The organism is Streptomyces sp. NPDC058308 (genome assembly GCF_042880275.1).
Taxonomy (GTDB): Bacteria; Actinomycetota; Actinomycetes; order Streptomycetales; family Streptomycetaceae; genus Streptomyces.
Genome location: NZ_JBHVZA010000001.1, coordinates 195,278 through 208,546 on the forward strand (window position 1 = coordinate 195,278; position 13,269 = coordinate 208,546).

Here is a 13,269-nt window from a genome sequence, read left to right on the forward strand (position 1 = left end):
TACCGTGCACCCATGACCTCTTCGACGACCTCCCCCACGGCCGCGGCGCTGCCCCCGCGCGCGGGACGCCGCTGTCACAGCGTGCTCAACGCGCTGCACTCGACGCACTACTTCTCGCCCGACGCCGCGCGGGAGATGGCCGCGTTCGGGGTGACGCACCCCGCGGCGGTCAACTTCGCCCTGCGCGCGGCGGCCCTGGGCGCCGTCGGCCCCGGGACCGTTGCCGCCACCTTCTACAACTACAAGTACGAGCTCGTCGCCGCGCACGTGCCCGACGTGTGGAAGACCGCCGTCCCCGCCGAGGTGCACGGCGCACGCGTGCGCGCCGTCGACACGACGCTGCGCCGGCTCCTCGGCGACGAGCTCGTCCGCTCGCCGGAGATGACGGAGGCCGCCGGGCTCGCGCTGCGCGCCACCGAGGCCTGCAGCCGCGGCGCCCGTCCCCTGTACGCCGCGCACGCCGATCTGCCCGTCCCCGACGAGCCGCACCTCGCGTACTGGCACGCGGCGACGCTGCTGCGCGAACACCGCGGCGACGGCCACCTCGCGGTGCTGCTCTCCGCCGAACTCGACGGCCTCGAGGCCATGGTGACCCACGCCGCCACCGGCAAGGGCACCCGGCCGAAGTGGGTCTTCGCCACCCGGGGCTGGAACCAGGAGGAGTGGGACGCCGCGGTTCAGCGGCTGCGCGAGCGCGGACTGCTCGACGGCGAGAGTGAGTTGACGGAGGCGGGCGTGGCGCTGCGCCGGGACGTCGAGGCCGAGACGGACCGCCTCGACCGGGCGCCCTACGAGCATCTGGGCGCCGCGGCCGTCGAGCGGCTGACGGAGCTGGCCACCCTGTTCACCGGGACGGCGCTGCAGGCCGGGGCGTTCCCCGCGGACCTGATCGGCAAGCGCTGACGGCCGATCCGGCATGGCTTCGCCGCACTGCGGTACCCGGACGTCTCCCGGCCGGCACCCCGGCCGCGCCGGGAGACGAGAGGGGAAACCCATGTTCCGTGCCATAGCGGACGTACTGCGCCAGATCGTGGGTGCCATCGCCACCGTCGTCACCCTGCCGTTCCGGGCCGTGGCGCGGCTGTTCGGCGGAGCCTCCCGTTCCACGGGGCGGGGCGGGCGGAGCACGGGGCGGCGGCCCGGCCGTACGGGGCGGACCCGCCGGGTCTGATCACCCTCTGTCGGCGCCACCTGCCACAATTGCCCGGCAACCTCAGCGAGAAGGCGGTACCGGAACGTGGCAGCTTTGAAGACGTCCACCCCTGCGACCATCGAAGGCAGGATCGCCGAGGAGCTCGGCGTACGGGAGCGGCAGGTGAAGGCCGCCGTCGACCTGCTCGACGGCGGGTCCACGGTGCCCTTCATCGCGCGCTACCGCAAGGAAGCGACCGAGATGCTCGACGACGCGCAGCTGCGCACGCTCGAGGAGCGGCTGCGCTACCTGCGCGAGCTGGAGGACCGGCGCGCCGCTGTCCTCGACTCGGTCCGCGAGCAGGGCAAGCTCACCGACGAGCTGGAGACGCGGATCCGCGAGGCGGACACCAAGGCGCGGCTCGAGGACATCTACCTGCCCTTCAAGCCGAAGCGGCGCACGAAGGCGCAGATTGCCCGCGAGGCAGGCCTCGAGCCGCTGGCCGACGGGCTGCTCGCCGACCCGTCCGTGGAACCGCAGGCCGCCGCCGCCGCGTTCGTGGACGCCGACAAGGGCGTCGCCGACCCGCAGGCCGCACTCGACGGCGCCCGGGCGATCCTCGCCGAGCGGTTCTCGGAGGACGCCGACCTCATCGGCGAGCTGCGCGAGCGCATGTGGGTGCGCGGCCGGCTCGCCGCCAGGGTCCGCGAGGGCAAGGAAGAGGCCGGCGCCAAGTTCGCCGACTACTTCGACTTCGCCGAGCCCTTCACCGAGCTCCCCTCGCACCGCATCCTCGCCATGCTGCGCGGCGAGAAGGAAGAGGTCCTCGACCTCACCCTGGAGCCCGAGGAGGCCGCCGCCACGCCGGGGACCCCGTCCTCGTACGAGGGCATCGTCGCCCACCGCTTCGGGGTCGCCGACCGCGGCAGGCCCGGCGACAAGTGGCTGCAGGACACGGTCCGCTGGTCGTGGCGGACCCGGATCCTCGTCCACCTCGGGATCGACCTGCGGCTGCGCCTGCGGACCGCCGCCGAGGACGAGGCGGTGCGGGTCTTCGCCTCGAACCTGCGCGACCTGCTGCTCGCGGCGCCCGCGGGCACGCGCGCGACGCTGGGCCTCGACCCCGGTTTCCGTACGGGTGTGAAGGTGGCCGTCGTCGACGCCACCGGCAAGGTCGTCGCGACCGACACGATCCACCCGCACGTCCCGGCGAACAAGTGGGACCAGTCCCTGGCCACCCTCGCGAAGCTCGCCCAGGAGCACGAGGTCGACCTGATCGCCATCGGGAACGGCACGGCGTCGCGCGAGACCGACAAGCTCGCCGGTGAACTCATCGACAAGCACCCCGAGTTGAAGCTCACGAAGGTGATGGTCTCCGAGGCGGGCGCCTCCGTGTACTCCGCGTCGGCCTTCGCCTCCCAGGAACTGCCCGACCTCGACGTGTCGATCCGCGGCGCGGTCTCCATCGCCCGGCGCCTGCAGGACCCGCTCGCCGAACTGGTCAAGATCGACCCCAAGTCGATCGGCGTCGGCCAGTACCAGCACGACCTGTCGGAAGTGAAACTCTCGCGTTCGCTGGACGCGGTCGTCGAGGACTGTGTGAACGGCGTCGGCGTCGACGTGAACACCGCGTCCGCCCCGCTCCTCGCCCGGGTCTCCGGCATCGGCGCGGGCCTCGCGGAGAACATCGTCTCGCACCGCGACGCGAACGGCCCCTTCAAGAACCGCAAGGGCCTCAAGGACGTGGCCCGGCTCGGCCCGAAGGCGTACGAGCAGTGCGCGGGCTTCCTCCGCATCCGCGGCGGCGACGACCCGCTGGACGCCTCCAGCGTGCACCCGGAGGCGTACCCCGTGGTGCGCAAGATGGTGAAGTCGGCGGGCGGCGCGGTCGGTTCGCTCATCGGCAACACGGCGGCGCTGCGCTCGCTGAAGCCGGACGAGTTCGTGGACGACGTCTTCGGACTGCCCACGGTCACCGACATCCTGAAGGAGCTGGAGAAGCCCGGGCGCGACCCGCGTCCCGCCTTCAGGACGGCGACCTTCAAGGACGGCGTGGAGAAACTCTCCGACCTCGTCGGCGGGATGGTGCTCGAAGGCGTCGTCACGAACGTGGCCGCGTTCGGCGCGTTCGTCGACGTGGGCGTGCACCAGGACGGTCTGGTGCACGTGTCCGCCATGTCGAAGACCTTCGTCAAGGACCCGCGTGACGTCGTCAAGCCCGGCGACATCGTCAAGGTGAAGGTCATGGACGTCGATATTCCGCGCAAGCGGATCTCGCTGACGCTGCGACTTGACGACGAGGCCGCCGCGGTCGGCTCCGGCGGGGAGCAGCCGAAGCGGGGCGGGGGGCGGCCGCCTCAGCAGCGGCAGGGCGGGGGCGGTCGAGGCGGTGGCCAGGGTGGTAGCCCGGGTGGCGGTCAGGGCGGTGGCCCGGGCGGCGGTCAGGGGCGGGGGCAGAAGCGGCAGGGGCCGCCGCCCGCCAACGACGCTATGGCCGAGGCGTTGCGGCGGGCCGGTCTCGTGGACCCCAAGCGGCGCTGACGCCCGGGAGGCGGGACGGAGGTCAGAGTGACAGCTCGGTCACTTTGCCCTCCGCCACCTCCAGGCGGCGCGTCACGCTGACCGCGTCGAGCATCCTGCGGTCGTGCGTGACCAGCAACAGCGTGCCCTCGTAGGACTCCAGGGCCGACTCCAGCTGCTCGATCGCGGGCAGGTCGAGGTGGTTCGTCGGCTCGTCGAGGACCAGGAGGTTGACGCCTCTGCCCTGGAGCAGGGCCAGGGCCGCGCGCGTCCGCTCGCCGGGCGACAGCGTGGCCGCCGAGCGCAGCACGTGCTCCGCCTTGAGGCCGAACTTGGCCAGCAGCGTGCGGACTTCGGCCGGTTCGGTGTCGGGGACCGCGGCACAGAACGCGTCGATCAGCGACTCCTCGCCGTGGAACAGTGCGCGGGCCTGGTCGACCTCGCCGACCAGGACGCCCGAGCCGAGAGCCGCGTGGCCCGCGTCGAGCGGAAGGCGTTCCAGGAGGGCGGCGAGCAGCGTCGACTTGCCCGAGCCGTTCGCCCCGGTGATGGCCACGCGGTCCGCCCAGTCGATCTGCAGGGTGACCGGGCCCAGCGTGAACCCGCCGCGGCGCACCTCCGCGTCGCGCAGGCCCGCGACGACCGTGCCGGAGCGCGGGGCCGCCGCGATCTCCATCCGCAGCTCCCACTCCTTGCGGGGTTCCTCGACGACGTCGAGGCGCTCCAGCATCCGCTGCGTCTGACGGGCCTTGGACGCCTGCTTCTCGCTGGCCTCGCTGCGGAACTTCCGGCCGAGCTTGTCGTTGTCGCCCGCCTTGCGGCGGGCGTTCTTGACGCCCTTGTCCATCCAGCCGCGCTGCATCTGCGCGCGGCTCTGCAGCGCGGACTTCTTGTCGGTGTACTCCTCGTAGTCGTCGCGGGCGTGCCTTCGGGCCGTCTCCCGCTCCTCCAGGTACGCGTCGTAGCCGCCGCCGTAGAGGTTGATCTGCTGCTGGGCCAGGTCGAGTTCGAGGACCTTGGTGACCGTGCGGGTGAGGAACTCGCGGTCGTGGCTGACCACGACCGTGCCGGCGCGCAGTCCCCGCACGAAGCTCTCCAGCCTTTCCAGGCCTGCCAGGTCGAGGTCGTTGGTCGGCTCGTCGAGCAGGAACACGTCGTACCGGGACAGGAGGAGGGAGGCGAGGCCGGCGCGGGCCGCCTGGCCGCCCGAAAGGGACGTCATCGGCTGGTCCAGGCCGACGGCGAGACCGAGGGAGTCGGTGACCTCTTCGGCGCGCTCGTCGAGGTCCGCGCCGCCGAGCGCCAGCCAGTGCTCCAGGCTGTTGGCGTACGCGTCGTCCGCGCCCGGGGCGCCGTCGACGAGCGCCTGCGTGGCCTCGTCCATGACGCGCTGGGCCTCGGCGACGCCCGTGCGGCGGGCCAGGAAGGCGCGGATCGTCTCGCCGGGGCGCCGGTCCGGCTCCTGGGGCAGGTGCCCCACGGACGCGGTGGGCGGCGAGAGCCTCAGCTCGCCGCCTTCGGGGGTGTCCAGGCCCGCGAGGAGCCGCAGCAACGTGGACTTCCCCGCTCCGTTGGCCCCGACCAGGCCGATGACGTCGCCGGGGGCGACGACCAGGTCCAGACCGGAGAAGAGGGTGCGGTCGCCGTGGCCGGCGGCGAGATCTTTGGCGACGAGGGTTGCGGTCATCAGGGGATGATTGTAGGTCGCGGGGCGTGTGCGGGGGCGTTGGGGCGGGGGCGCCTGGTGTTCGGTGGGGGGCGGGGACGTGGGGGTATGTGCGTACTCGCCATCCCTGCGTCGCGTTGCACGGACAAAGACGCCAGAGGATGCTCGGTGCTCCGTGCGCACATACCCCCACGCCCCCTCAGGCCGCTCGGGCGCCTGCCGGCCGGTGGGGGCGGCTGCCTCCGACTCCCGCCGTACGTTGCGGGGCAAAGACCCCCGGCCCGGGCTCCCGCCGCACATCGCGGGCCAAACGCCCCACCCTTACTCCTGCGGATGGTCAAGGCACCCCCGCCCACCCGCTCCCGCCATACGCCGCCGGGCAAACGCCCCCGCCCCTACTCCCGCGAATGGCCACCGCAACCCCCCACCCTCCCACTCCCGCCATACATCGCCGGACAACGCCCCATTCGCCCCTACTCCCGCGGATGGCCACCGCAAACCCCCACCCACCACCCGCCCCTACCCCCGCCATACGTCGCGGGGCAAACGGGTGGGTGGGTGGGAGAACTCCGCCGCGGAGCGGCGGGCCTGTTCGCACCGAAAGAGGGAGAGGAAGGCGGGGGAAAAGCCCACCCCCCCCCTACGCGGAGGTAGAGCTGACCAGGACGTTCGTGGAGGTTCGGGCCACCACGTAGGAGTGGCCCTTCGTGGCCTTGGCCGGGAGGGGGACCCGGTGCGACCCCGGTTCCAGGACCTCGTCGAAGACTTCGTAGAGGTGGGGGCGCGAGAGGCGGTCCACCCTGTACACCGTCAACCGGACCCGGCATGCCGACGTGACTTCCAGTTCCGCCGAGTGGGCCCCCGCGGTGAGCCGGGTGAGGCGGCGCTGTTCGCGCGGGCTGCGGTCCAGCGCGTACTCGATCTGGGCGACGAGGAGCGGGATGACCGGAGCGAGCCCGTCGACGTAGGCGACCCGGACGTCGGCCCGGTCGAAGGCGGAGCGGACGGACCGGCGGACGGCGTCGGGGACCGCGCGGCCGAAGGCGACCGCGCCGTAGGTGCGGAGTTCTTCGGGCGGGACGCCCGCCGCGTCCGCCGCGATCTCCGCGCCGATGCCGATCGTGCGGAGCGCCGCGGCCAGCTTGGCGAGGAGCGCCACGCGGGCGCCGATGAGGAGGACCCGGCGGCGGGCTCGTCGCTCGTCGTCGGTGAGCAACTGCCCCAGCGCGGACCGGTATTCGTCGCCGCGGAAGCGGAACGGCCCTATGCCGTGGTAGCCGTTGAGGGCGAGGTCGGCCGGTTCGGACGTCTGCCAGGCGAAGTCGCGCCAGATGAAGTCGTCACTGCCGTCGGCGCTCTTCTCGATCACCGCCGTCACCGCGCCGCACTCCAGGCCCTCGCACTCGGGGCAACCGTAGATGACGTACCGCCCCTCGCTCAGCGGCGCCTGCGCCTCCAGGAGCAGCCGGCGGACGTGTGCGGTGAAGATCGCCGGCGGGATGTCGGCGGCCAGCGGCGACACCGCGTCGAGGTCGGAGAGCTGGAAGAGCAGAGGGCGGCCGTCCACGATGAAGTCGACGAAATCGCGGTGCACTTGGTAGCCACCGTTGGCGAGAACCCCACCGGCGCGCATGGCCGGTGCCAGACCGAAGGTCGCGTACTCGGCAGACATGCTGTGAGTATCCCCACCTGGCCTGTGATGTGAGCACGGCATCGCACATTCCGCTACGTTCCTGGGATGAGGGATGCCGATGTGATCGTGGTGGGCGGTGGGGTCGTCGGACTCACCACCGCCGTCGTGTGCGCTGAGCTCGGGTGCCGGGTGCGGGTGTGGAGCAGGGAGCCCGCCGAGCGGACCACCTCGGCTGTTGCGGGCGCCCTGTGGTGGCCCTATCGGATCGAGCCGGTGATGGCCGCCGGCGACTGGGGGCTCCGGTCCCTCGCCGTGTACGAGGAGTTGGCGGCCCGCGGCGGGCTCGGCGGCGTACGCATGGTCGAGGGCGTACTCGCCGGGAATCGGCTGGACGCGCTCGGGCCCTGGGCCGCCCGGGTGGCGGGTCTGCGGGCGGCGGAGCCCGGCGAGTACGCGGGGCAGGGGCTGTGGGCCCGGCTGCCGCTCATCGACATGCCGGTCCATCTCGCCTGGCTGCGGGAGCGGCTGCGCGCGGCGGGCGGGGTGCTGGAGGAGCGGACGGTCGGGCGGCTCGCGGAGCCCCTGGCCGAGGCGCCCGTCGTGGTCAACTGCTCGGGCCTCGGGGCGCGCGAACTCGTGCGGGACGACGCGGTGTACCCGGTGCGGGGGCAGCTCGTCGTCGTGGAGAACCCGGGGATCGAGACGTGGTTCACTGCGGCCGATTCCGGGGCGCGGGAGACCACGTACTTCTTTCCGCAGCCGGGCGGGCTGCTGCTCGGCGGGACCGCCGAGGTCGGTGCCTGGTCTACGGAGCCCGACCCCGCCGTGGCCGCCGCCATCGTCGCGCGGTGCGCGGCCGTGCGGCCGGAGATCGCGGGGGCGCGGGTCCTCGCGCACCGGGTGGGGCTGCGGCCCGCCCGGCACCGGGTGCGCCTGGAGCGGGACGGCACCGCGGAGGGCCGGGTCCTCGTGCACAACTACGGACACGGGGGCGCTGGTGTCACGGTCGCGTGGGGGTGCGCCGAGGAGGCGGCGCGGCTGGCGGGCGCCGCCTCCTGACGCGGCCGGTCAGCGGTTGTCGACTGCGGTGCTGCCCGATTCCCGGCCGTTGTCCTCGTCGTCCTGGATCGGGCCGATGCGGATCTCGAAGTCGCCGTCGTACTGCTCGTGACCGGCGATCACGGCCTTCTCGACGGCTTCCGTGCCGTGTTCACCGCGCACGATCAGCGGGTCGTGGCGCAGGTCACGCATCAGGGCCACGCACATGCCGATCATCACGATGGTGAAGGGTGCGGCGGCCAGGATGGTGAGGTTGCGCAGGCCGGTGAGCGCGTCGTCCGAGCCGTCGCCGATCAGCAGCATGACCGCGCCGACGGCTCCGGTCACGATGCCCCAGAAGATCACGACGAACCGGCCGGGCTCCAGGGCGCCCTTCTGCGAGAGCGTGCCCATGACGATGGACGCGGCGTCGGCACCCGAGACGAAGAAGATGCCGACGAGGATCATCACCAGGAGGCTGGTCACCGTGGCGATCGGATACTCGTGGAGCAGGCCGAAGAGCTGTGCTTCCTGGGTAGTCTCACCCTTGAGGCCACCCCGGTCGGCGACGGTCATGGCGGTGCCGCCGAACACGGCGAACCAGATGAGGCTCACGGTGCTTGGCACCAGGATGACGCCGCCGACGAACTGACGGATCGTACGGCCGCGGCTGATGCGCGCGATGAACATGCCGACGAAGGGCGTCCAGGAGATCCACCAGGCCCAGTAGAAGACCGTCCAGCTGCTCAGCCAGTCCGCGACGCCCTTGCCGCTGGATGCCTCGGTGCGGCCGATCAGCTGGGGCAGGTCGTCGAGGTAGGCGCCGAGCGACGTCGGGACCATGTCGAGGATGATGACCGTCGGGCCCGCGATGAAGACGAACACCACGAGCAGCGCGGCGAGCACCATGTTGATGTTCGACAGCCACTGGACGCCCTTCTCCACACCGGAGATGGCGGACGCCACGAAGGCCAGGGTCAGCACGGCGATGATGACGACGAGCAGGCCCGTGCCCGCGTCCTCCATCCAGTCGAGCACCTCGATGCCGCTGCCGATCTGCAGGGCGCCGAGGCCGAGGGACGCGGCGGAGCCGAAGAGCGTGGCGAAGATGGCCAGGATGTCGATGACCCGGCCCCAGGCGCCGTGGGCGTGCTTCGCGCCGATGACCGGTTCGAAGACGGCGCTGATGGTCTGCCGCCGGTTGCGCCGGAACGTGCTGTACGCGATGGCCAGGCCCACGACCGCGTAGATCGCCCACGGGTGGAGCGTCCAGTGGAAGAGGGTGGTGGCCATCGCGGTCTCCATCGCCGCGGGCGCGTCGGCCGGATCGGTGCCCGGCGGCGGCGTGGTGAAGTGGGCCACGGGCTCGCTCACTCCGTAGAACATCAGGCCGATGCCCATACCGGCACTGAACATCATGGCGACCCAGGAGACGGTGCGGAACTCCGGCTCCTCCCCCTCCCGGCCGAGCGTGATCTTGCCGTAGCGGCTGACGGCCAGCCAGAGCGCGAAGACGACGAACCCGGTGGCGGTCAGCATGAAGAACCAACCGCCGTTGTGCATCAGACCCTCGAGCATGTCCGTGGAGACATCCTTGAGCGAGTCCGTCGACACCGCGCCCCAGACCACGAACGCCAGCGTGAGCACGGCGGTCACACCGAAGACCACCCGGTCCGTCTGTGGGGACCGGCCGCCGGGGGCGGGCGCCATGATCTCTTGGGCCCCTCCCCCGTCGTCCGCCTTATGCTGATCCTGCGTCACAGGTGACACCTTTCAAGGGGTCGATTGATTCCGGACTTTCTCCTCCGCTACCCCCTACCACATGTGACGCACCTCTCACTTCCTCAACAGGCCAAGTCGGGCCGAGCTGTGACCATGTGATACGGCGCGCGCTCGTCCAGCAGGAGCGGGACGAGGCGCCGTGCGGACTGCCGCAGCGGGACGTACGCGCCGGACTTCTGGCGCTCCACGGCGACACCGTGCAGGGCCAGTTCGTCCTTGATGTCGTGGTACTGGGCGGCGGTCAGGCGGTAGCCGCACGGCGGGTTCGCAATGACCTCGGCCGGTTCGGCGGGATCGTTGTCGGCGCCGCCGACGTAGACCGGGCCGCGGTCGCGATAGCCCTCGGTGCGGGCCACTCCGGTGGCCGCCTCCAGCCGCTCGCGGCGCTCGTCCGTGAACGCGACCAGGCCGCCGAGCGCCGAGCGTTGGGAGGCCACGCGGCGCCGGTTGTTCAGCGCCTCGTCCTTCTTCTCGGCCTCCGTCATCGGATCGACGCGGCTCTCGATGAGGAGCCCCGCCGCGTGCTTGATGCCCGACATGTTGCGCAGGATGCGCTCCTGGCCGTCGCCCGCGGTCTGCTTGACCGGGTCGCCGGTGACCGGATCGGTCCAGATGCCGTACGTGCCGGTGGTGTACCCGTCGTGCTCCGCGGCCGGTCGCACGTACGCCTTCGACAGCGTCTGCGCCTCGTGGTGCACCACCTCGTCCGTGTTGAGGTTGCGCGGCCAGAGGTCGAACAGGTCCTTGTCGTAGTACTTGGGTGTGGCGCCGTACTCGTGCAGGTCGTAGATGACATCGGGCTTGCGGTCGCGGATCACCGCAGCCATGGCGCGGGCCTCCGCCGTGCGCAGGGAGAGGTGGTCGCGGTTGATGTCCACGCCGTCGGAGTTGCCTCGTGTGTCGGCGGCGCGGCCGTCGGGGTTGGCGGTGGGCACGACCAGGAGCGTGGTGCGGGAGAGGAAGCGCCTGGTCTTCTTGTCCTTCGCGTACGCCAGGTCGCGAATCGTGGACAGGCAGGCCTCGCGGCCCGACGGCTCGTCGCCGTGCTGGCTGCAGATCAGCAGCACGGTGTTCTTCGCGGGACGTTCGCCGATGCGGACCAGTTGGAGGGGCCGCCCCTGTTCGGTGCTGCCGATGCGGGTGACCGAGACCCTCTCGGCTGCCCTGTCCACGGTGGCGAGGAGGTCCTGCTCCTCGGGCTGGCTGGTCCAGCGCGCCCCGTCCGTCTCCTCGAATCCGGTACGGGGCGGGGTCGGCGTCGCCTGCGCGGGCGCCGTCAGGAGCGGCGCGGTCAGCGCGGTGGCGGCGCAGGCGAGCGCCAGGGTGCGGATGCGGGGTCTCATGAAGTGCTGCCTCCCGGGCGAGGGTTGATCCGGCGCGGCGGGGCCACGCCGTCGAGGCGGGACTCTCCGGGCGTCACGGGTGCGGTGGTGGCGAAGGCGCCCGCGCCGCCGACCAGCGGCAGCTTCGCCGAGGTGCGGGCCAGGTCGAGGGTGAGGGTCGGGGTGTCGGCGGGCGGTTCGATGAGGTTCTTGTCGGTGCCCGCGACGATCAGCGCCAGCCGGTGGCCCTTGGGCACGACGTGGTCGCTCGCGGCAAGGTCGAGGGTGATGGTGTGCGGTTTGCCCGGGGTGAGCGGGCGGCCGTGCCCGGCGTCCGCCCAGTTGCCGAGGTCGGCCCAGCCTCGGCTGAAGATCGTGTAGTCGACGGCGGCGGTCTTGGCGCGGGTCTCCTTGAAGCAGGCGCTGTCACCCGCCGTGCTCGGGCCCCAACAGGTGCGCTCGGGAAGGGTGGTGATGCCCTCGCCCGCCGCGGAGTAGTCGCGGATGGTGTCGGGGCCGACGTCGACGAGGACCGCGGAGAGGTGGGCGGTGCGGGTGGTCGGGGTCGCGGTGACGGTCACCGTGGCGGGGCCTGACAGGCGCAGGTCACGCCCGAGGGGCTTGCTGACGAAGCCCGCCTTGGCGGGCGTTGACGTGTCGATGCGCCCGGCCCAGTCCGTCTCGCTCAGCCGCCGGTCGTCGGTGAAGGTCTCGGTGCCCTTTCCCGGGCGGAGGCCAAGGGTGCCGACGCCGGGGGACGTTCCCTCGGCGGGGTGGAGTCCGACGGTGCGGGTGCCGCGCGGGGGCCAGACCCGGTCGGTGGTCCAGTGGTCCGGCGAGCGCTCGATGTCCGCCATCGGCTCACGGCCGATGCCGTTGTCGTAGCCGAGGAGTTCGTGGTCGAACCAGCGGTGCAGCGTGCGCACCCAGTCGCCGCGGCGCAGGTCGAACGGGTCGACGTGACCGGCCTGGCTGAGCCACACCTTGCGGTCGACGCCGTTCTCCGCGAGGGCGTCCCACCACTGGCCGAAGTGCTTGGTGCGGACGTTGAGGTCCTGCATGCCGTGCACGGCGAAGACGCTGGCGCGCACCTTGTCGGCGTCCGGCACGTGGTTGCGTTCGCTCCACAGGCCGGTCCAGTCGCCGGAGCGCGGTGCCCCGTCGACCAGGCGCTGCTGCACGGCGCCGCAGCGGGCGCGGGCCTCGGGGCTCTCCACGGCGTTCGAAAGACCGTCGGGGCCGCTGCCGTAGAGGGGAGCGCCCTTGGCGAAGTAGTAGTCGTACCAGGAGGAGATCGCGCCGATCGGCACGATGGTCTTGAGCCCCCGGGCCCCGGTGGCGGCCACGCCCTGCGCGACCGTTCCGTCGTAGCTCTTGCCGATCATTGCGGTGGCGCCGTTGGTCCACGTCGCCTTGGTGCGGTCGTTCCCCGTACGGCTCGTATAGCCGCGGGCGCGGCCGTTCAGCCAGTCGACGACGGCCTTGGCGGACTGGACGTCGGAGCGGCCGCCGACGTCGACGCACCCGTCGGAGCGGTTGGTGCCCGCGAGGTCCACGGCGACGTAGCCGTAGCCGCGGGGCACGAAGTAGTTGTCGTAGTACAGGGGGAATTGGACGGGATTGCCGTCCGCGTCGTACGTCTTCTTCTGACTCTCGTTGCCCCGCCCGCAGCACGCGTAGTAGGGGCTGGCATCCATGATCACGGGTATCCGGCGGCCCGTGCGGTCGAGTTCACGGGGCCGGACGATGTCGACGGCGACGCGGTCGGTCCTGCCGTCCGCGTCGCCGTCGATTGCGGTGTCCACCCACACGGACTCGCGTATCGCGTCCTCGTACGAGTACACGGGCTTGCTCTCGCCCGGGGTGCGAGGGGCCTGGGTGCGAGGGGCCTGGCCGGGCGTGCGCGGGGCCGGTGCGGCCCCCTGCGCTGCGCCCGGGGACATGAGGGTGGCGATCAGGGCGGCCAGGGCGGCCGCGAGGAGCGTTCTCCACAGGAGGCGGGTGCGTCGCGCACGTATCGGCATGGCGCGGAAGGTACACCGGTGAACTGCCGCGCGACAGAGGGCCGCCCAACGTCGCGTCAGGTGCATGGGACATTGAGGCACATGTCGGCCGCATGGCGATCGTATGACGACCGGGGCCATGGACATGACGTGGGCAGGAGGGGCTGAATAGG

At 72.0% G+C, this 13,269-nt stretch carries 8 protein-coding genes and 1 pseudogene; 4 read left to right on the forward strand and 5 right to left on the reverse strand.

The annotated features are described in order from the left end of the window. The first annotated feature begins 12 nt into the window (after positions 1-12). The 3 genes and pseudogenes from ACFVYL_RS00605 (at position 13) to ACFVYL_RS00615 (ending at position 3,673) form a co-directional block, all read left to right on the forward strand. Positions 13-903, forward strand: a complete 891-nt coding sequence (locus ACFVYL_RS00605; protein WP_389712086.1) for a hypothetical protein — start codon at positions 13-15, stop codon at positions 901-903. A 91-nt stretch (positions 904-994) separates the two neighbouring features. After that, a pseudogene (locus ACFVYL_RS00610) lies at positions 995-1,126 on the forward strand (LPFR motif small protein); the annotation flags it as partial. Between the two features lie 111 nt (positions 1,127-1,237). Beyond that, on the forward strand, positions 1,238-3,673 hold the full coding sequence (locus ACFVYL_RS00615) for a Tex family protein (protein WP_389712087.1): 2,436 nt from the start codon (positions 1,238-1,240) through the stop codon (positions 3,671-3,673). A gap of 22 nt (positions 3,674-3,695) precedes the next feature. Here ACFVYL_RS00615 and ACFVYL_RS00620 read toward each other — a convergent pair whose 3' ends face one another. Beyond that, positions 3,696-5,339: an ABC-F family ATP-binding cassette domain-containing protein gene (locus ACFVYL_RS00620; protein WP_389712088.1), complete on the reverse strand. Its 1,644-nt coding sequence runs from the start codon at positions 5,337-5,339 to the stop codon at positions 3,696-3,698. Positions 5,340-5,958: 619 nt separating this feature from the next. After that, a complete protein-coding gene (locus ACFVYL_RS00625) occupies positions 5,959-6,990 on the reverse strand; it encodes an oxidoreductase (RefSeq protein WP_389712089.1) in 1,032 nt (343 codons plus the stop codon). A gap of 66 nt (positions 6,991-7,056) precedes the next feature. On the opposite strand from ACFVYL_RS00625, the gene ACFVYL_RS00630 reads away from it, so the two are divergent. Next, entirely contained in the window at positions 7,057-8,010 is a 954-nt protein-coding gene (locus tag ACFVYL_RS00630) for an FAD-dependent oxidoreductase (RefSeq protein ID WP_389712090.1), read from the forward strand. 9 nt (positions 8,011-8,019) lie between these two features. Here ACFVYL_RS00630 and ACFVYL_RS00635 read toward each other — a convergent pair whose 3' ends face one another. The 3 genes from ACFVYL_RS00635 to ACFVYL_RS00645 all read right to left on the reverse strand — a co-directional run bounded on the left by ACFVYL_RS00635 (position 8,020) and on the right by ACFVYL_RS00645 (position 13,117). After that, the gene (locus tag ACFVYL_RS00635) at positions 8,020-9,699 is read right to left on the reverse strand and encodes a BCCT family transporter (RefSeq protein WP_389712432.1); all 1,680 of its coding nucleotides are present in this window, start codon (positions 9,697-9,699) and stop codon (positions 8,020-8,022) included. A 134-nt stretch (positions 9,700-9,833) separates the two neighbouring features. Next, positions 9,834-11,114 carry a M14 family metallocarboxypeptidase gene (locus ACFVYL_RS00640; protein WP_389712091.1) on the reverse strand — a complete coding sequence of 427 codons (1,281 nt, stop codon included), beginning with the start codon at positions 11,112-11,114 and terminating at the stop codon, positions 9,834-9,836. Next, the gene (locus ACFVYL_RS00645) at positions 11,111-13,117 is read right to left on the reverse strand and encodes a Xaa-Pro dipeptidyl-peptidase (RefSeq protein ID WP_389712092.1); all 2,007 of its coding nucleotides are present in this window, start codon (positions 13,115-13,117) and stop codon (positions 11,111-11,113) included. Before ACFVYL_RS00645 ends, ACFVYL_RS00640 begins: the two co-directional genes overlap by 4 nt. Positions 13,118-13,269: the final 152 nt, after the last annotated feature.